Annotated in this window: 13 protein-coding genes and 1 pseudogene; 5 read left to right on the top strand and 9 right to left on the bottom strand. The window is 61.6% G+C overall.

Annotation, left to right across the window (positions count from 1 at the left end; genetic code table 11):
* Positions 1-630 precede the first annotated feature (630 nt).
* Complete coding sequence (locus tag ACQKKX_RS11890; protein WP_427570888.1) at positions 631-2580, top strand: M23 family metallopeptidase; 1950 nt, start codon at positions 631-633, stop codon at positions 2578-2580.
* A gap of 166 nt (positions 2581-2746) precedes the next feature.
* Positions 2747-4162, top strand: a complete 1416-nt coding sequence (locus ACQKKX_RS11885) for a Dyp-type peroxidase (protein WP_427570887.1) — start codon at positions 2747-2749, stop codon at positions 4160-4162.
* A gap of 172 nt (positions 4163-4334) precedes the next feature.
* On the opposite strand, the gene clpB is transcribed toward ACQKKX_RS11885, so the two are convergent.
* A complete protein-coding gene (gene clpB, locus ACQKKX_RS11880) occupies positions 4335-6935 on the bottom strand; it encodes an ATP-dependent chaperone ClpB (protein WP_427570886.1) in 2601 nt (866 codons plus the stop codon).
* Positions 6936-7251: 316 nt separating this feature from the next.
* On the opposite strand from clpB, the gene ACQKKX_RS11875 reads away from it, so the two are divergent.
* Complete coding sequence (locus tag ACQKKX_RS11875; RefSeq protein ID WP_427570885.1) at positions 7252-7599, top strand: ethanolamine utilization protein; 348 nt, start codon at positions 7252-7254, stop codon at positions 7597-7599.
* Positions 7600-7750: 151 nt separating this feature from the next.
* Here the strand turns inward: ACQKKX_RS11875 and ACQKKX_RS11870 are convergent, their stop codons facing one another.
* The 8 genes and pseudogenes from ACQKKX_RS11870 to ACQKKX_RS11835 all read right to left on the bottom strand — a co-directional run bounded on the left by ACQKKX_RS11870 (position 7751) and on the right by ACQKKX_RS11835 (position 17842).
* Positions 7751-8710 carry a class 1 fructose-bisphosphatase gene (locus tag ACQKKX_RS11870; protein WP_427570884.1) on the bottom strand — a complete coding sequence of 320 codons (960 nt, stop codon included), beginning with the start codon at positions 8708-8710 and terminating at the stop codon, positions 7751-7753.
* Positions 8711-9186: 476 nt separating this feature from the next.
* Positions 9187-9435: pseudogene (locus ACQKKX_RS11865) on the bottom strand (NYN domain-containing protein); the annotation flags it as partial.
* A 249-nt stretch (positions 9436-9684) separates the two neighbouring features.
* Positions 9685-10611 carry a DUF4167 domain-containing protein gene (locus ACQKKX_RS11860; protein WP_427570883.1) on the bottom strand — a complete coding sequence of 309 codons (927 nt, stop codon included), beginning with the start codon at positions 10609-10611 and terminating at the stop codon, positions 9685-9687.
* A gap of 346 nt (positions 10612-10957) precedes the next feature.
* On the bottom strand, positions 10958-11836 hold the full coding sequence (prmC, locus tag ACQKKX_RS11855) for a peptide chain release factor N(5)-glutamine methyltransferase (RefSeq protein ID WP_427570882.1): 879 nt from the start codon (positions 11834-11836) through the stop codon (positions 10958-10960).
* Positions 11833-12915 carry a peptide chain release factor 1 gene (prfA, locus tag ACQKKX_RS11850; RefSeq protein WP_427570881.1) on the bottom strand — a complete coding sequence of 361 codons (1083 nt, stop codon included), beginning with the start codon at positions 12913-12915 and terminating at the stop codon, positions 11833-11835. Before prfA ends, prmC begins: the two co-directional genes overlap by 4 nt.
* A gap of 181 nt (positions 12916-13096) precedes the next feature.
* The gene (gene ptsP / locus ACQKKX_RS11845) at positions 13097-15373 is read right to left on the bottom strand and encodes a phosphoenolpyruvate--protein phosphotransferase (RefSeq protein ID WP_427570880.1); all 2277 of its coding nucleotides are present in this window, start codon (positions 15371-15373) and stop codon (positions 13097-13099) included.
* Between the two features lie 78 nt (positions 15374-15451).
* Complete coding sequence (locus ACQKKX_RS11840) at positions 15452-16726, bottom strand: aspartate kinase (RefSeq protein WP_427570879.1); 1275 nt, start codon at positions 16724-16726, stop codon at positions 15452-15454.
* Positions 16727-17065: 339 nt separating this feature from the next.
* Positions 17066-17842 (bottom strand): SH3 domain-containing protein, encoded by a 777-nt coding sequence (locus ACQKKX_RS11835; RefSeq protein WP_427570878.1) that lies wholly within the window; start codon positions 17840-17842, stop codon positions 17066-17068.
* Between the two features lie 416 nt (positions 17843-18258).
* On the opposite strand from ACQKKX_RS11835, the gene ubiG reads away from it, so the two are divergent.
* Both ubiG and ACQKKX_RS11825 read left to right on the top strand, forming a co-directional pair.
* The gene (ubiG, locus tag ACQKKX_RS11830) at positions 18259-19005 is read left to right on the top strand and encodes a bifunctional 2-polyprenyl-6-hydroxyphenol methylase/3-demethylubiquinol 3-O-methyltransferase UbiG (protein ID WP_427570877.1); all 747 of its coding nucleotides are present in this window, start codon (positions 18259-18261) and stop codon (positions 19003-19005) included.
* A 95-nt stretch (positions 19006-19100) separates the two neighbouring features.
* Positions 19101-19361, top strand: coding sequence for a ribbon-helix-helix domain-containing protein (locus ACQKKX_RS11825; protein WP_427570876.1), 261 nt, complete (start codon positions 19101-19103; stop codon positions 19359-19361).
* Position 19362 lies beyond the last annotated feature (1 nt).

Raw genomic sequence — 19362 nt, 5'->3', positions numbered from 1 at the left:
AAAACACCGCCGTCACAAAAAACCAGAGACCAAACCGTTAAACCCGGTCCCAACCAGCATTCCGCTAATCTTTTGTGGCTTTCTTCAGAACGAGAGACTTCGTCGCCAGCAGCGCCGCCGCCCTCGTCAGTGACCGGGTTATAGGCGAACACCCCCGAAAACGTCAACACCCCAAATTCACAAAAATGCAAAAATCGAATAAGTTATTGATTTTGTGACGTATAATGCGGAGTCCGGCAATTTTAGACTTAAATTCGTTGTTCGTGGATGACAGCTTTCCAGTGCCAACCGGGGATGCGGCCTGGTTCTCATGAGAACGCGTCCCTGTCTTCGTTATGGCCTGACAGAATTCGGTCTCGCGAAAAATCGTCCCGTCTGCTTGCCGGTCCGCCTTCGTCCGCGACGCATCGAATAGCATGTTTCGCTCAACACTGCTCGGTTATGGAAAGACAGGCGCGCGGCGGGACAGGAGGACGGTTTATACAGGAAGGCCTGTCAGCTTGTTCCATCGTGCCTGGGTTGTTTGACACCATGCCCTGAAAAGGGCACATCTTGCGGTCACAGCCTCACATAAGAACGGCGCAGAGATAGGACGGGCCCGCTTCCCACGGGATATTGGTTAGAACCGGCATGATGACACCCCGAAACATGATCCGATCGCTCGGCAATGAGGCCCCCATCCTGGCAGATGGCCGGCGCGCGCCCGATCGCCGCGAGATCTCGGTGCGCTGGCTGTCCGGCACGTTTCTGACCGGCATCACCTCTTCCATCCTGATGGGCGTGGCGCTGTTTGCGGCGCTCGACGGCCGCCAGCAGCTCGCCATCCCGGCCGAAGCCTATGCCTCGGTTCCCGACGCGCACGACGGCGACGGCGTGACGCGCGGCAAACGCCTGCTCGGCGCCAATATCGTCGCCATGCCGACGGACCGCAAGGTGATGGAAGTGGCAACCGTCGTCCACGAGGGCTCAAAGGAGATCATCCGACGCCAGCCGTTTTCGCATGTGAAGATGCAGCTTGCCGCCAATCACGTCGCCACCGAGGAATACCCTTCCTTCAATCCGCTGACGATCTTCTCCACCGGCGAGAACCGCACCGAAGACGAAGCCCCGGTCAATCGCACCGGTCTGATCTACGGGTCGCAGGTCGAGACCGATGTCAGCCTCCAGACCGTCCCCTTCCCGGCCACCCGCGGCAGCTATACCTATGCGCCCGGCATGTCGCTCGACGAGGTCGAGGAAAACGTGCGCACCAACGGGTCGCTGCTGACCGCCGGCAACAGCCAGGTTTCGGGCCTCGCCTATGTCGATCCGCGCCGTTTCGACAATGACGACGATCATCTCGATACGTCCAATCTTCTGTCTGCCCGCATCGTCGAGGAAAACATGACGGTGTCCGAGCCGGAGCCGGTCACCTCGAAGACCCGCGACTACGCCGACGACGTCATTCCGGTGCGCCAGGACCAGACCATCATGGCCGCAATGACCGCCGTCGGATATCCCAAGGCCCAGGCCAAGGAACTCGCCGACAGTCTTTCCGATTATCTCGGGTCCGACCGCCTGACGCAGGGACAGGTCCTGCGCATCGGCCTCATCCAGGAAGGCGAACTGGTACAGATCGTCCGCGCCAGCCTATATCGACGCGGGTATCATCTGATGACCATCGCGCTCGATGATGGCGGACGGTTCATCAAGGGCCAGGAACCGATGAAGCTCGACGCCGTCGATACGGCCTTCGACGATTCAGCCCCGCCGATGATTGCCGGCCGCGAATTGCCGCGCATCTATGACGGCATTTTCCGTGCCGCCCTGTCCTATGGCATGACCACCGACATGACGGCGCTGCTTGTCAAGCTGCTTGCCAGCAATGTCGATCTGCAGGCCCAACTGCGTCCGACAGACACGATCGAGGCGTTCTTTTCGGTGGCCGACCAGAGCGGTCAGGCGACCGCCTCCTCCGAACTGCTTTATGTCAACGCGAAGTTCGGCGATACCGTTTCGCGTTTCTACCGTTTCCTCAACAGCGATGACAATTCAGTCGATTATTACGACCAGGACGGCAAGAGCATCCGCCAGTTCCTGCTGCGCAACCCGGTTCCGAACGGCCGCTTCACTTCGGGTTTCGGCATGCGCCGTCACCCGATCCTCGGCCGCTCGATCATGCATACGGGGTCCGACTGGGCCGCCCCGCGCGGCACGCCGATCATCGCTGCCGGCAATGGCATCGTGGAAAAAGCCGGCTGGGCGGGAACCTATGGCAACCAGACGCTGATCCGCCACGGCAATGGCTACGTCTCCTCCTACAACCATCAAAGCGCCATTGCCAAGGGCGTGCGCGAAGGTGCGAAAGTGACGCAGGGCCAGGTGATCGGTTATGTCGGCACGACCGGCCAGTCGACCGGCGCGCATCTGCATTACGAACTGATCGTCAACGGCGCCAAGGTGGACCCGCTGAAAGTGCGTCTTCCGGGCGGCAAATCGCTCGACGGCAAGGCGCTCGCCCGCTTCGAGCAGGAACGCATGCGCATCGACACGCTGCTGGGACCGAACGGCCAGTCGGGCGATCAGGTCGCCAGCCGGTAACATCTCGAGTTCCCAAGATCTCTCAGCAAGCGTAATCACCCTGCCAGCACCTCGGCAGGCAACCACGCTTTCATTGCTGCAGGATACAACTAAAAGTTCTATTGTTGAAATAATGCAATTCTAGGCAATAATGCCCTTGTGCTCCACAGACACTATGGGGGATCCGATGGCAATCGACTTTGACAATGCGATCTCATGGCGAAAAGCAACCGGCGTCGAACGGGCCATGCTCGACAATCTGCAGCCCAATATCCTGAAGGGCCATGTCAGGGAATTTCTGACCTTGCTGTTTCTTGGCTTCGACGATCCGGCGGGTGGACGCGCATTTCTGCGCACGGTCGGCAACGGCGTGAAGTCCGCGTGGCGCCACTTCAAGGAAATCGAAACCTTCAAGAAAACCATGGTGCCCGGCACCTCTTATATCGGCATCGGACTGAGCCGGGCCGGCTATATTGCGCTCGATCTGCCAATCGTCCCATCCGATCCTGCCTTCGTCCAGGGCATGCAGGCAAATCCCAAACTCAACGACCCGAACCCGACGGAATGGGACGAGCATTTTCGCGAGGCATCCAGGCTTCATGCTGTGATCCTGGTTGGTGACATGCTGGCCGACGCAAGGGATGAAACTCTGGAACAGGTCTGTGCATGGATAAGCGCAGCCGATGGCGTTTCCATCCTGGCAAGACAGGACGGCCTGAGCCAGCACAATGACAATGCCGAGGGTATCGAACATTTCGGCTATGTCGACGGCCGAAGCCAGCCGCTATTCCTGATGGAGGACGTCGTCGCTGAGGAACGGGGTACCGACGGGATTGCCAACTGGAATCCGCTCTGTCCGCTCAAACAGGTCATCGTCCCGGATCCGGGCGCACCGGATCCCACTGTGCATTGCGGCAGCTATTTCATCTTCCGTAAGCTTGAGCAGAATGTCAGACTTTTCAAACAGTCGGAACGCGATTTCGCCAGCAGGCTGGGCATTGCGGGGGATGAACGCGCCGGTGCCATGTTGGTCGGCCGCTTCGAAGACGGTACGCCGGTGACGATGCAGTTCGAAGACGGCGTCGAAAGTCCGGTCCCCAACAATTTCAACTATAACAGCGACGGGGACGGTGCGAAATGTCCGTTCGCCGGCCACATCCGTAAGACCAATCCCCGCGGCAGCGGCGGCTTTGGCCAGCCGGAAGAACGTGAACGAACGCATATCATGGCCCGACGCGGCCAGACCTATGGTGTGCGGACCGACGACCTCAATGACGGCCGGATCGACAACAAGCCGGAAAAGGATGTCGGCCTGCTGTTCATGGCCTTCAACAGCGACATCGGACAGCAGTTCGAGTTTACGCAGGTAGCCTGGGCCAATGCCATTGACTTTCCGGAGGTTCCCGACGGTTCGCCGCCCCCCGGCGTCGACCCGATCATCGGTCAGATGCCAGACGGCGAACCGCGTCCGGATATCAGTTGTCCCGTCAGCTGGGGTGATGCTGCGTCGATCAGAACGGTCGCGTCGGTGCCGCAAACGGTCACAATGAAGGGCGGGGAATATTTCTTCATGCCCTCCCTCGCCTTTCTGAAAAATCTCTAGCAACGCCGTCTGGATACGGACACGAGAAAGGCAGTCCCAAGCGACGGCCTTTCCCGGAGTTTTGCGCTTCACACAGGCTTCAACTGTTCGCAGCGCGCTCCGCCTGTTGCAACCAAAAGACCGCGCCAGTCACCCGGCGCGGCCTCATCTCAATCACTCACACTGAGCAGCCTTACGCCGCTTCGCTCAAACTACCCTTCACCCGAAACAGCAACCGGTCCGAACCCGACGTCACCTTGACGGTCGAGCCATCCGGGATCTTGCCGCCCAGAATGTCCTCGGCCAGCGGATCCTGAACAAACTTCTGGATGACCCGCTTCAACGGACGCGCGCCGTAAACCGGGTCATATCCCTTGTCGGCCAGCCAGATGCGCGCATCATCGTCCAGTTCCAGTTCGATCTTGCGATCGGCCAGCAGTTTCAGCAGGCGCTGCAGCTGGATATCGACGATCGCCCCCATGTCATCGCGCTTCAGGCGATGGAAGAGGATGATGTCGTCGACACGGTTCAGGAATTCCGGCCGGAAATGACCGCGCACCTGCGTCATCACCAGCTCGCGCACGCTGTCACTGTCATCGCCATCCTTCATCTGCGTCAGGAACTCGGAACCGAGGTTCGAGGTCATGATGATGATGGTGTTCTTGAAGTCGACCGTGCGGCCCTGCCCGTCCGTCAGGCGGCCGTCATCCAGCACCTGCAGAAGAACGTTGAAAACATCCGGATGCGCCTTCTCGATCTCGTCGAACAGCACGACCTGATAAGGCTTGCGCCGCACCGCTTCGGTCAGCGCGCCGCCTTCGTCATAACCGACATAGCCCGGAGGGGCACCGATCAGCCGCGAGACGGAATGCTTTTCCATATATTCCGACATGTCGAGTCGCACCATCGCTGTCTCGTCGTCGAACAGGAACCGCGCCAGCGATTTGGTCAGCTCCGTCTTGCCCACACCGGTTGGCCCAAGGAAGATGAACGAGCCGATCGGCCGGTTCGGATCCTGCAGTCCCGCACGCGAACGGCGAACCGCGCGTGACACGGCCTGAACCGCATCGCCCTGGCCGACGACCGACAGAGCCAGCTCGTCTTCCATGCGCAACAGCTTTTCACGTTGGCCTTCCAGCATCTTGTCGACCGGAATGCCGGTCCAGCGCGACACCACATGCGCGATCGCATCCGGATCGACCACTTCCTGCACCATGGCATTGGCGGTCGTATCCTGCGCTTCGGCTTCGGCGAGACGCTTTTCCAGATCGGGAATGACGCCATAGGTCAGTTCGCCGGCACGCTGGAATTCCGCCTTGCGCTGGGCAATCGCCAACTCGTTGCGGGCGTCGTCGAGCTGCTTTTTCAGGTCGGCGGCAAGACCGAGCTTCTGCTTTTCCGCCTGCCAGCGGGCGGTGAGCGCATCCGCCTGCTCTTCCAGCGACGTCACTTCGGTCTCAAGACGCGCCAACCGGTCAGCGGAAGCGCTGTCGGTTTCCTTTTTCAACGCTTCGCGCTCGATCTTCAGCTGCATGATGCGGCGGTCGAGTTCGTCCAGTTCTTCCGGCTTGGAATCCACCTGCATGCGCAGCCGCGATGCAGCTTCATCCATCAGGTCGATCGCCTTGTCCGGCAGGAAACGGTCGGTGATGTAGCGGTTCGACAGGGTTGCCGCCGCCACGAGCGCCGAATCCGAGATGCGCACCTTGTGGTGCTGCTCGTATTTTTCCTTGAGGCCACGCAGGATCGAGATCGTATCCTCGACCGTCGGCTCATCCACCATTACGGGCTGGAACCGACGGGCAAGGGCCGGGTCCTTTTCCACATGCTTGCGGTATTCATCAAGCGTGGTCGCACCGACGCAATGCAGTTCGCCGCGGGCAAGTGCGGGTTTCAGCAGGTTGGACGCATCCATCGCGCCATCGGATTTGCCGGCACCAACCAGCGTGTGCATCTCGTCGATGAACAGGATGATGTCGCCGTTTTCCGCCTGCACCTCGTTGAGCACGGCCTTCAGGCGTTCCTCGAACTCGCCACGATATTTCGCACCGGCAATCAACGCGCCCATGTCGAGCGCCATCAACTGCTTGTCTTTCAAGCTTTCCGGCACGTCACCATTGACGATACGAAGCGCCAAACCCTCGGCGATCGCCGTCTTGCCGACGCCGGGTTCACCGATCAGGACCGGATTGTTCTTGGTCCGGCGCGACAGGACCTGGATCGTGCGGCGGATTTCGTCATCACGGCCGATCACTGGGTCGAGCTTTCCCTCGCGCGCATCCGTGGTCAGATCGCGGGCATATTTCTTCAATGCGTCAAAACCCTGTTCGGCATTGGCGCTGTCGGCTGTGCGGCCTTTTCGCAATTCGTTGATCACTTGATTGAGCCCCTGCGCCGTCAGACCCGCCTTTTTCAGGCTGGCCGAGGTCGAGGCGGAATTTTCGATAAGAAGCGCCAGCAGCAGACGCTCGACGGTGACGAATGAGTCACCAGCCTTCTTGGCGGCGTCTTCGGCTGTCGAAAACACGCGGGCCAGAGGCTGCGAAAGATAAATCTGCCCGTCGCCGCCGGACACCTTTGGGAGCTTGGCGAGCGCCGCATCGTTGGCGATCTTCGCTTCCTTGGCATTGCCGCCGGCGCGTTCGATCAGCGCGGACGCCATGCCCTGATCGTCATCGAGCAGCACTTTCAGCACATGTTCGGGAGCGAATTGCTGGTGACCGTCGGACAGAGCCTGCGTCTGGGCGGACTGCAGGAAACCGCGCACCCGTTCGGAATATTTTTCGATGTTCATACCTTACCTCCTGAAATCGCCTCGCCCGGATCGGCACGAAACGACGGTTGGGATAGGGCTCCCGATTGCGGCAAGCCCCAAGCCGGATCACGATATGGACCGGCTTCGATGGACATATGGGAGCAGTTTTTTTGGATTTAAAGACGGGTCAAGCGCTTTTGCGGGCATCGTTTCTTGCGCCCCAAGAGGCAGAAGTCGAAGGGCCATGCGTGCCAACCGAAGCTCGGCACAGAACAACCGGCCGCGTCGGGCGTTGCCCTGTCGAACCGGCCAGATCTTCAGGTTCCCGCTGGCCGCAACCATGGGAGACAGGGCCATGACAGTGCAGAAATTCGCCATTGCCGACGCAACCTTCGAGCAGTCGCCGGGTCAGGACGATGCGGTCTATACCGCCAATCTCGTCGACCAGCGTCACGGCGGGCCAGTTACCGTAGGTTTCGGGCGCTACGGCGCCAATGCCACGCTCACCGAAACCATGGCGGTGCACGACACGATGATCGTTCTGGAAGGCCGGCTGACGGTGACGAGCGACGGCCATTCGGTGACCGCCGGACCGGGCGAGATCGTGCATATGCCGAAAGGAGACGGCGTCACGATCCGCGCCCATGCGCAAGGTGCCGTCACCGCCTATGTTACCTATCCGCACTGGCAGGAGGCGCGCTAGAACGACCTGAGCTTCGCGGCCAACCCTGACCGTCGGTCCACTCCGACGGTCCTTGGCGCGTCACCCAACCATGCGCGTCACCGGCAGAGCCCTCGACGGACACCGAACGCCGTCGCGATCGGCTGTCGCCATGACAGCCGTGGCGCCTTCCCTATTCCGCCGCCGCCTCCAGCACCCGCGCGCGATACGCTGTGGCGAGCTTGTCCACTTCCGCCTTGGATCCAAAGATCACCGGCACGCGCTGGTGCAGCGAGGTCGGCGCGATATCGAGAATTTTCTCATTCCCGATGATCGCCTCGCCGCCGGCCGCTTCCACCAAAAGACCGATCGGGTTGGCTTCGTAGAGCAGGCGAAGACGCCCGCCGGCCCCCGGCTTGTTGCGGTCGGCAGGGTAGAGAAACACGCCGCCGCGATTGAAGATACGGTGCGTATCGGCCACCATCGAGCCGACCCAGCGCATGTTGTGGCCGCTGTCGATCGCGTCTTCGATATAGGCTGACACCACGTCGTCCCAGCTGGCGCGTCGCGCCGCGTTGATAGCGAATTCCTTCGCCTCCGGCGTAATCTTCGCATCCGCCGTTGTCATCACATAGGTGCCCGCGGCATCAAGCGTGAAGATCTGCACGCCGCGACCGGTGGTCAGCACGAGCGTCGTCTGCGGCCCATAGGCGGCATAGCCGGCGATCAGCTGGTGACGCCCGCTTTTTAAGATCTCATCGGCACTCTTCGCTTCGATCACCGAAAAGATCGTGCCGACCGTGACGTTGACGTCGAGATTGGACGAACCGTCAAGCGGGTCGAAGATGACCGCATACCGGCCATCGACATGGATCGCCACTTCCGCATCGAGTTCTTCCGACACGGCAAAGGCAACCGATGGGACCGCGCGGCAGGCGTCGAGCAGGATATCGTTGGAAAGGATGTCGAGCGGCTTTTGCGCTTCGCCCTGGACGTTGGTGATCTCGGTGGCGCCGGTCAGTCCGTCAAGCGAGGATGTCTTGAGCGTGTCCGAAATCTTTCTCGTGGCCTCGGCAACCGCGCGCAGCACGGCGACAAGATCGCCGCCCAGCGCATCCGTCTGGGCATCAAGAAATGTTTCGAACGTCGTCATCGGCAACTCCTCCGGAAAAATGCTGGCACCCAGCCTAATGATTTTGCGCAGCGCGGTAAATATTGGTCGCTGTTCGATAAAACACATAGCGCACCGCAATATGACGGGAATGACAGCGACACCCGTTCGCTCCCTGGCTTTTCGAATGGACGACGAGCTGGCTCGGTTTCGGCGGCGGCATTCTTGCCGACGATCTGGCCGATCGCCTCGGCGCAGGCCGGCGCATCCTTTGCTCGAGGCCGGCTCCTACCTTTATCCGACCCATGTCTACAACTGCTCGCGCATTCCCAACGGCGCGATCGCGACGCGGTTCGGGTGCAGACGAATAGGCGGCCCGTATCAGCCAACCCCGCATTTGATCAGAAGGAAGGGGGGCCGGGCATCTTCCGCCAGGATTGGAGGCGATCGGCCCGAACGTACCTTGAGGCATGCCCCTCGCCAATCGCCTCTGCCCTGACGAAAACCTGCTCCGGCAGAATGGCGCAGATTAGCTGCGACGTGTTCCAGGCCGTAGTATAGGCGAACTGCTGTTGGGGGATGATCGCGTGCCGTGACAGCACGTCGATCCAGGCCTTGCACAGGCCGCTGGCAAAGTCACCGTAGATGCGCCGCACGCTGGCCTCGCCGATCCTTGCAATTTCCTCGAAAAGAGCATCGGAAATCTTTGCCGAAGCATTGTCGGCATCGATCAGAACCGCAAGACGTGGCGACCGCGTTTCACGCATGCATTCCCCCAAACGCTCCTGTCCCATCAGGGTGCCCGAGATCTGCAGCGTTGCAATCGGCTCAGTTGGCCACTGAACATGCAAGCCGGCGGCGTTGTACCCGACATTGCTCCCGCGACACCGGCGATCGGGGTCCTATTCGCTCCCCCGCCCCTTCCATAGTGGCGGGCACTCGCGAACCACCCCCCGCACAACGAAAAAAGGCCGCCCCAACCGGGACGGCCTTTTCCATGTCGCTGTCTTGAAACCTTATTCGCCGGCAACGTCCGCGAGTTCGGCCTTGCTGTCGCCATCGCCCTCGCCGCCTTCGGCGGTCTTGCGTGGCTGGCGGCGCGGGCGCGGTGCGGCACGGCGGCGTGGGGCGGCCTGTGCTTCGGCTTCTTCGGCAGCCACTTCGGCCGGAACGCCTTCAATCACCGGCTGAGGACCGCTGCCGTCGACAACGGCGGCGGCTGCCTGCTCGCGCGGTTCACGCGGTTCGCGACGCGGACGGCGCTCGCGGGTTTCGATGCGCGGCTGGTCGTCCGTCTCGGCAGCGAGTGCCGGTTCTGCGCCAGCAGCCTGACCCTGTTCGGCACCCTGCTCGCCAACCGGTGCGCCGCCGTGGACGCCGTTACGCTCGCCGCGTTGCGGGCGCTCGCCACGATTGTCGCGATTGCCGTCACGATCGCCGCGATTGCCGCGTTCCGGCCGGTCGCCTCGGTTATTGTTGCGGTCGTCGCGATTGCGATCACGGTTCTGGTTCTGCTCGCGGTTTTCGCGCGGCTGTTCCATCGCAGGCTGCGAACCCGTGGCGTCGTCGTAATCGTTACCGTCCATGTCGTCGCTGTCGCGATCGTCCTGGCCGTTATAATCCTGACGTTCCTGTCCCTGAAAACGTTCCTGCATCTGCGCCTGCGCGGCGGCAATGATGCGGTAGTAATGTTCGGCGTGCTGCAGGTAGTTCTCAGCAATGACGCGGTCGCCGGAACTCTGCGCATCGCGCGCCAGCGTCGCATATTTCTCTGCGATATGCTGCGCGGTGCCGCGGATCTTCACGTCGGGACCGGAGCTGTCATAAGTCCGGGTCAGGGGGTTCTGGCCCTTGCGGTTGAAGTTGTTACCACCACCGCCGCCGCCATTGTTGTTGTTACCGCGCCCTCGACCACGCTTATTCTGCTGTTGTCCTGGCCTCATCGATCTTTCACCTGAATTCTCTAGTTTTGCTGATAAAAGGGCCACGCTGGCCATACCGGCCACGCGCCGGACCAAGGCTTCACTGGCGGCATGCGGACATCATCGTCTCGCTGCTGCTCGTGAAGGTCGGTTTGTCTGATCACGCACCGGGAAAAGCTCAACCCTGAATGCTCCCGAAAAGAGAGCCGAACTCCGGTTGATCTGTCTTTGAACTTAACCGTTCATTCCCAGCCGCCCAATGCGTGATCCGAACCTAGCCCGCTTCAAGCGGAATTCCAAGCCTTTTCTTTCGCTTGTGCAAAACGTCCTAAAGTCTCGCACAAGCTTTGTTATCCGGCTGTCATGCTTAGCTTGAAGGCTTGTCTTCGCGACCGGCCCGAAGAAGCAGAACACGATCGTTTCCGCCATAGTCACGTACGGCCTCGACAAGTTCAAAACCTCTGGACCTGAATATCGCGGCGACCGTTTCCTTCTGGTCGAAGCCAATTTCCAAACCGATCATACCGTCAGGCTGGAGAAAAGGGCCGACCCCGTCCGCGATATCGCGATAGGCGTCGAGCCCGTCCGGGCCCCCGTCCAATGCCGCCATCGGATCGAAAAAGCGGACATCCTCGGCAAGCTGCGGGATCACGTCCGAACGTATATAGGGAGGATTTGACACGATTATGTCGAAACAACCCTCAATCCGGTCGAACCAGCGGCTTTCGCATGTCGAAAACCGGTTCTCGATACCATTCAAATGGGCATTGGCCAGCGCCGTATCAAGAGCGCCGCGCGAAATATCGCTACCGACAGCCGTCAGTTGCGGCACGCTTTTTGCCAGGGCAAGCGCGATCGCTCCGGTGCCTGTGCCCATGTCGAGCAGACGCAGGCTGCCCTTCTCTTCGGCGATCCGCCGGGCATGCGGCAGAACGGCTTCCACCAGCGTTTCCGTGTCCGGCCGCGGCTCCAGCGTTTCCTTCGAAAGCTTTAGTGTCAGCCCGAAAAAGTCGCGCGATCCAAGAATGCGATGCACCGGCTCATGGTGCAGCCGCCGCTCGATGGCATCGCTGATCCGCGCCGTCTCCGACAGCGTCAGCAGGCGGTCGCCACCGGTGAAGACCTGCGTGCTCGAAAGCCCAAGCAGCCCGCCGATCAGATAGCGCGCCTCGAAAGCCGCGTCGGCAAGTCCGGCTTCGGCAAATCGCCGCCGGGCGGCCATCACGGCTCCGGCAAGGGTCTTCATCCCTGCTTCTCGCCCAGTTGCGCCAGTTGGCCCGCCTGATAATCGGAAATCAACGCATCGACCATTTCGTCGATCTCGCCTTCGATCATCCGGTCGAGCTTGTAGAGCGTCAGGTTGATGCGGTGATCGGTCACGCGTCCCTGCGGGAAATTATAGGTGCGGATGCGCTCGGAACGATCGCCGGACCCGACCTGGCTCTTGCGGTCGGCGGAGCGTTCGCTGTCGGCCTTCTGGCGTTCCATGTCGTAGAGCCGGGTGCGCAGAACCTGCATCGCCTTGGCGCGGTTCTGATGCTGCGATTTTTCGGCGCTGACGACGATGATGCCGGTCGGCAGATGGGTGACGCGCACCGCCGAATCGGTGGTGTTGACGTGCTGGCCGCCCGCGCCCGAGGCCCGCATCGTGTCGATGCGGATGTCTTCGGGGCGGATCTCGATATCGATCTCTTCGGCTTCCGGCATCACCGCAACGGTGGCGGCAGACGTGTGGATGCGTCCCTGCGTCTCGGTATCGGGCACGCGCTGCACGCGGTGCACGCCGCTTTCGAATTTCAGCTTGGAAAACACCCCGCGGCCTGTGACATTGGCGATGATTTCCTTGTAGCCGCCTGCTTCGCCTTCGCTTGCCGACAGTATTTCGACCTTCCAGCCCTGGCCGCTGGCGTAACGATCATACATGCGGAAAAGGTCGCCGGCGAAAAGCGCAGCCTCGTTGCCGCCGGTACCGGCACGGATTTCCAGGATGGCGCTGCGCTCGTCGGCAGCATCCTTGGGCAGAAGCAGGATCTGCATATCCTTTTCCAGTGCCTCGACCCGCTCTTCCGCTTCGGGCAATTCCATTTCGGCAAGCTCGCGCATCTCGCGGTCGGTCGCCTTGTCGGCCAGCAGGGTCCGAAGGTCTGCTTCTTCAGCCACCGCCTTCTCGTATTCGCGGATCTTACGCACCACCGGCTGCAGTTCGGAATATTCCGATGCCAGCTTCACATAAACGTCGGCGGCAGGCCCCTCCGACATGCGCGCCTCGATCTCGGCGAACCGGCGCTCCAGGTCGCGCATCTTTTCGACAGGCAGTTTTGCCAATTAGAAAACTCCAGATATGCCGGCTTACACTTGGGAGCCATTTTCCGTGTCGTCATCCTCGGACTTGACCCGAGGATCTAACCACGTCGGAGAGGGCAGCAGATCCTCGGGTCAAGCCCGAGGATGACGTCGAGAGAGCGTTTACCCCGGCCAATAGCCGCCATTCAAGGCCCAGCGTGGGTCAAACGGGAATGTTATGTTCCGTCGCAAACCGCAGCAGGATCTGGCGCGTCGTTTCGCCCGACAACGAATGGTCGTCAAGGGCGGCGTTGAGCGCATCGGAAAGCTTGCCGGCATCGAGCCCAAGAAGCATCGCCTTCACTGGCCCGATCGCCGTCGGCGACATCGAGACCGAGCGGAAGCCGAGCCCGATCAGCGCCATGGCCGACAGCGGCCGTCCGGCCATCTCGCCGCACAGGGTCACCGGCGTATTGTTGCGCGTCCCCGCCCGCACGATATCGCGCAGGACCCGCAGGAACGGCTTTCCCAGATTGTCGAAACGGTCGGACACCCGCGAATTGCCGCGATCCACCGCCATCGTGTACTGGAACAGATCGTTGGAACCGACCGAAACGAAATCCACCGCCGCCATCAGTTCGTCGAGCTGCCACATCAGCGATGGCACTTCCAGCATGGCGCCGAACTGCAGCTTTTTCGGCAGCGCGTGGCCATGCTTCGAAAGATGCTGCACTTCCTTGAGGATCAATTCGCGCACCGCATGGATCTCGGCGACTTCCGTCACCATGGGCACCATCATCTTCAGTTCGGAACCGGCCGATGCCCTGAGCAAGGCGCGAAGCTGGGTGCGCAAAAGGCCCGGACGGTCAAGCGACAGGCGGATGGCACGCCAGCCCAGAGCCGGGTTTTCTTCCTCATGGGCGCGAAAATACGGCACCACCTTGTCGCCGCCGATATCGAGCGTGCGAAAGGTCACCTGCCGCCCGGCGGACTGTTTCAGCACGGCGCGGTAGAAGGCTTCCTGCTCCTCGAGCTTGGGCATATTGGAAGCGATCATGAACTGCAATTCGGTGCGGAAGAGGCCGATGCCGTCCGCGCCGGATTCGGCCAGTTGCGGCAAGTCGACCATCAGCCCGGCATTCATCTGCAGGCCGATACGCTGGCCGTCGCGCGTTACCGGCTCCACCGAGCGCAGCGCCCGGAACTGCTCCTGCCGCCTGGCGCGCAGTTTTACCTTTTCCGCATAGGCCTTTTGCAGGTCCACCATCGGGCGCAGATGCACCTGCCCGTCATCGCCGTCGATGATAACGGCATCGCCATTTTCGGCAAGCGCCACGATGCCGGCCGCCTGGCCGACGACCGGAATGCCCATGGCGCGCGCCACGATCACCACGTGGCTGGTCACCGCACCGTCTTCCAGCACCAGACCGCGCAGGCTCTGGCGCGGATAATCGAGCAGTTCCGCCGCCCCCATGGCGCGTGCCAGAACGATGGCATCGTTGGGAAAGCCCGCCTCGAAATCGCGTCCGGCAAAGCCGGTCAGCTGGCGCAGCAACCGGTTGGCGAGATCGTCGAAATCATGCATGCGCTCGCGCAGATACGGATCGGTCAGGCGCATCATCCGCGCCTTGGTGTCGCTCTGCACCTTTTCGACGGCGGCTTCGGCGGTCAGGCCGTTGCGGATCGCCTCTTCCATGCGCCGCACCCAGCCCTGGTCGTGGGCGAACATGCGAAACGCCTCCAGCACCTCGCGATGTTCGCCCTCCTGGGAAACGTCGCGGCGCTGCAGCATGTCGTCGATCGACAGCCTGAGCGATCCGATCGCCTCGACCAGACGGGTGATTTCCTTGTCGGCATCCTCGTTGAGCAGGTTGGTGACGACGATGCGTGGCTCGTGCAGGACCACATGGCCAAGCCCGATGCCCTCGTTATAGCCGTCGCCATCGATCGACACCGCGCGGGTCAGATCGAGTTCGAGACCGGGGGCCGTAATCTTCTTCAGTTCTCCGGTCGCGATCATTTCTGCGATTACCATTGCAGTCGTCTCGAGCGCTTCCACCTCGTCTTCGCGGTAGTTGCGCTGCGCCTTGTTCTGCACGACGAGAACGCCCAAAGTGCGGCCGGCCCGCAAAATCGGAACGCCGAGAAAGGAATGGTAGATCTCTTCGCCGGTTTCCGGCAGGTAGCGGAACGCCGGATGCGACTGTGCGTCGGAGAGGTTGAGAGGCTGCGCGGAGGCGGCGATCGTGCCGACCAGACCCTGGCCCATTTTCAGCTGGGCAAGGTGCACCGCGTCCTTGTTGAGGCCTTCGGTGGCATAAAGCTCCAGCACGCCATCCGAGCGCAGCACATAGACGGAGCAGACCTCCGCCACCACATTGCTGGCAATCTGGCGGACGATGCGGTCGAGCCTTTCCTGCGGCTCGAGCGGTTCCGCCATCAACTCACGCAGGCGCTTCAACAGAACCCGCGGACCTGCCGATAGATCTCGCGTCGGCATGCTTGCTCCCGAAAACAGGTACCCCACCTCCGGAAGCGGCCGCGCCTCACATGTCAGGCGCGGCGAACCGGTTCACGATCAATTCTTATCGAGACCGTAAGCGGAATGCAAAGTACGAACTGCAAGTTCGGAATATGCACCGTCGATCAGGATGGAAATCTTGATTTCCGACGTGGTGATGGCCTTGATGTTGATGCTTTTTGCGGCAAGTGCCTTGAAGGCGGTGGCGGCGACGCCAGCATGGCTGCGCATGCCGATGCCGATGACCGACACCTTGGACAGGCCTGATTCGGTCTGCACGACGTCGAAGCCGATCGCATCCTTGTTGTCGTTCAGCACCTTCATCGCCTTGTCGACGTCGCCGGACGGCACGGTGAAGGTCATATCGGTGCGCGAACCGTCTTCTGAAATGTTCTGCACGATCATGTCGACATTGATATGGGCTTCGGCCAATGGGCCAAAGATCGCCGCCGAAACGCCCGGACGGTCGGCGAGCCGGCGCAGCGAGATCTGCGCCTCATCCTTGGCATAGGCGATGCCGGTAACGACTTCCTGTTCCACGATTTCTTCCTCTGCGCAAATTAACGTACCGGGCGGATTGAGAAAGTCACCCATGCCCGGTGCATCGGGATCCTCGAAACTGGAGCGAACGAAGGTGCGGACCTTGTGGACCATGGCAAGCTCGACCGAGCGGACCTGCAGGACCTTGGAGCCGAGCGATGCCATTTCGAGCATTTCCTCGAACGACACCTTTTTCATCCGGCGCGCCGCCGGCACGATGCGCGGATCGGTCGTGTAGACGCCATCGACGTCGGTATAGATGTCGCAGCGGTCGGCCTTGACGGCAGCGGCAATCGCCACGGCCGATGTATCGGAACCGCCGCGGCCGAGCGTGGCGATGCGATTGTCGGGGCCGAGCCCCTGGAAACCGGCGACCACCGCTACCTGACCTTCGCCCATGCGCTTGATGATCTCGGCGCCGTCGATCTCTTCGATACGGGCCGCGCCATGGGCGCTGTCGGTGCGGATCGGGATCTGCCAGCCCTGCCAGGAGCGGGCGTTGATGCCCATCGACTGCAGCGCAATGGCCAGAATGCCCGAGGTCACCTGTTCGCCGGAGGCAACGATCGCATCGTATTCGCGCGCGTCGTAGAAGGGCGAGGTGGCGCCGGCCACCTTCGGCATGTCTTCGACCCAGCCAACCAGTTCGTTGGTCTTGCCGGACATGGCCGACACGACGACCGCGACCTCGTGGCCGGCATCGACTTCACGTTTCACATGGCGGGCGACATTGTGGATGCGTTCGAGGTTGGCGACGGACGTGCCGCCGAATTTCATGACAATGCGCGCCATTTTGAGACCAATACCACTCGTTCGCGCCCCATATGGCATCGGCCGGCGGACGCGTCTCCTGTCGAACGGACTTGCCCATGCCGGAAAAGCCCGAAGTTGCGGCGTCTCATAGCGAAAAGCGGAATGCGGTGCAATGGCCGCATCCTGCCAAAGCGGTACGGTTGAGCCGCGGAATTGCGCCGCCGTCCGCAAAAAGACGTTTCCGCAAGCGACCTGGCCCCAACCCGCACCGGCAACGGGAAAGGGCCGCCCGCGAAGGCAGCCCCTATTCTGTCCAGCCCGAGGGCCGATATATCCCGTTTCACACCAGCGCAAGGCTGGTTGGCGCGACTTGCGTGGTCAGTTGTTCGGATCCGACGGATCAAGCGGCAGCAACGTCGGGCCACCGCGCTCACGACCCTGCGGTGCCGGGCGATCGTCGCCGCGGCCTGCGCCTGGCGGCGGACCACGGCGGTCGTCTCTGCGATCGGCACCCGGCGGCGGGCCGCGACGATCATCATTGCCGCCGGTCCAGCCCTGTGGCGGGCCGCGGCGATCGTCATTACCACGGTTCCAGTCGCCACGGTCGCGGTCCCGATCCCTGTCGCGATCCCAGTTGCCGCGATCATTGCCTCGGTCCCAGCCCGGAGGCGGGCCACGGCGGTCATCGCGATCCCAGCCGGGCGGCGGGCCGCGACGGTCGTCGCGGGTCCAACGCGGCGGCGGCGGTGGCGGGCGACGATCCCAGCGATCGCGATCACGGTAGAAATCGCGATCGCGGTAGTAGCGACCCCAATAGTTGTCGACCTCGAAGGTGACCGTCGGAATGCCGAGCGACCGGTAGTAGTCCGGCTCGACATAAACGCGGTTCTGGCGATAGGTCGTGCTGATATAGCTGCCTGAGACCCAGCCGCGACCGCCAACGAACGAGACGTCGCACCAGTTGACGTTGCTCATGCAGCCATGCACGGTGATCGGCGCGCCGACCGGCACGACGGTGACGGCCGGATAGCCGGTGCTCGGGCCCGAGCGCATGTTGACATTGGCGGTCGCCACGCCGCGCACGGCAGCTTCCGCCAGCGAAGGCGCAGCCATCAGCGCGCTTGTCGCGGCCGCAGCCAGAATAAACTTTTTCACGCGTTCCTCCTTGAAGAACATTGCCTGATACCTCAGTCGTCCGGACCAGGGGTCGCCACGTCCGCAGAAATGCCGCGAACAATGCCGAAGACCTCCCGATAGTTCCAGTTTGCCCGTGAACCGGGCATGAATGCGGCGTTTAGCTGATGTTAAGTCCAGAATTTCGTCAGCATTTCCCGCCCAGGGCCGGAAACGCCGTCGACACACGAAGAAGGCGCGGCCGCGGAGGGCAACGCATGCTTCGCCGTCCGGCCGCTCTGCCCAGCGGCAAGACGACAGCATCACCACTGCGCGCCGGACAACCCTGACAGCTGCGGGCATATCGGCTGCCCGACCACTTGACTTCGTTTGCCGATCGGCCGACTTCAGTGGCCGGACAGGCGGCCCAAATGCGGCCGAGCAAAAGGAATGACACCATGAGTGATGCCACAAAAACCACCGTCGATCCGAGTCAGGTCGAATGGTTTTCGAAAATGGCGGCGGAATGGTGGAGCCCGACCGGCAAGTTCCGGCCGCTGCACAAGTTCAATCCGGTGCGACTCGCCTATATTCGCGATCAGGTCTGCGCCCATTTCGGCCGCGATCCGCACGCCCATAAGCCGCTCGAGGGGCTGCGCATCCTCGATATCGGCTGCGGCGGCGGCCTGTTGTCGGAACCGATGGCGCGCATGGGGGCGATCGTCGTCGGCGCCGATCCGTCGGAAAAGAATATCGGCATCGCCTCCACGCATGCGCGGCAGACCGGGGTGGAGGTGGATTACCGCGCCGTTACGGCCGAACAGTTGGCCGAGGCAGGCGAGCGTTTCGACGTCGTCCTCAATATGGAAGTGGTCGAGCACGTCGCCGACGTGGATTTCTTCCTGCGCACCTGCGCCTCGATGGTCAAGCCCGGCGGCCTGATGTTCGTTGCCACCATCAACCGTACGCTCAAGGCGCGCGCGCTTGCCATCTTCGCCGCCGAAAACGTGCTGCGCTGGCTGCCGCGCGGCACGCACCAGTATGAAAAGCTGGTCCGTCCGGAAGAAGTGGAAAAGCCCCTGACCGCCGAAGGCCTCGACATCATCCAACGCACCGGCGTCTTCTACAATCTTCTCCAGGACCGATGGAACCTGTCGGCCGACATGGACGTGAACTACATGCTGCTGGCACGGCGTCCGGGGTAATAGGCCGCCCCTTAAAAGGGATGATCCCCGGCGGGGTAAAGTCTGCTATGACAGGAAGGACGCTTACGAGCATAGGCTTGTTTGAGGAACCGCCAATGTCGCAGATGGCCACGATTACCGTGACGCTTGAACCGGAGAGGGAAGATTTCCTTCTGAAGGAAGTACGGCGTGGTGCTGCGGCCTCACCCGAGGACCTTGTGCGAGACCTGATCCGGAACCGTCAGGACACCGAGTTGGCGCGGGAAAAGCTCGACGCGGCAATACAAAAGGGTATCGACGACATAGAGGCGGGACGTTTCCGGCCGATCGATGAGGCTTTTGCGGAAGTGCGTTCACGACTTGGCATCAAGGCGTAAG

This window comes from Neorhizobium sp. NPDC001467, from assembly GCF_050275975.1.
GTDB lineage: Bacteria > Pseudomonadota > Alphaproteobacteria > Rhizobiales > Rhizobiaceae > Neorhizobium.
The sequence above is the reverse complement of the archived record's forward strand: the minus strand, read 5'-3'. Positions and strand labels throughout refer to the sequence as shown.

What these genes read in the sequence shown, in the direction of transcription:
- ACQKKX_RS11870 (WP_427570884.1), bottom strand. Translation starts at nt 8,710, where the DNA reads ATGACGACGTTCGAAACATTTCTTGATGCCCAGACGGATGCGCTGGGC.
- ACQKKX_RS11875 (WP_427570885.1), top strand. Translation starts at nt 7,252, where the DNA reads ATGACAGTGCAGAAATTCGCCATTGCCGACGCAACCTTCGAGCAGTCG.
- ACQKKX_RS11890 (WP_427570888.1), top strand. Translation starts at nt 631, where the DNA reads ATGATGACACCCCGAAACATGATCCGATCGCTCGGCAATGAGGCCCCC.
- clpB (WP_427570886.1), bottom strand. Translation starts at nt 6,935, where the DNA reads ATGAACATCGAAAAATATTCCGAACGGGTGCGCGGTTTCCTGCAGTCC.
- ptsP (WP_427570880.1), bottom strand. Translation starts at nt 15,373, where the DNA reads ATGCCGACGCGAGATCTATCGGCAGGTCCGCGGGTTCTGTTGAAGCGC.
- prmC (WP_427570882.1), bottom strand. Translation starts at nt 11,836, where the DNA reads ATGAAGACCCTTGCCGGAGCCGTGATGGCCGCCCGGCGGCGATTTGCC.
- ACQKKX_RS11840 (WP_427570879.1), bottom strand. Translation starts at nt 16,726, where the DNA reads ATGGCGCGCATTGTCATGAAATTCGGCGGCACGTCCGTCGCCAACCTC.
- ACQKKX_RS11860 (WP_427570883.1), bottom strand. Translation starts at nt 10,611, where the DNA reads ATGAGGCCAGGACAACAGCAGAATAAGCGTGGTCGAGGGCGCGGTAAC.
- ACQKKX_RS11825 (WP_427570876.1), top strand. Translation starts at nt 19,101, where the DNA reads ATGTCGCAGATGGCCACGATTACCGTGACGCTTGAACCGGAGAGGGAA.
- ubiG (WP_427570877.1), top strand. Translation starts at nt 18,259, where the DNA reads ATGAGTGATGCCACAAAAACCACCGTCGATCCGAGTCAGGTCGAATGG.
- ACQKKX_RS11885 (WP_427570887.1), top strand. Translation starts at nt 2,747, where the DNA reads ATGGCAATCGACTTTGACAATGCGATCTCATGGCGAAAAGCAACCGGC.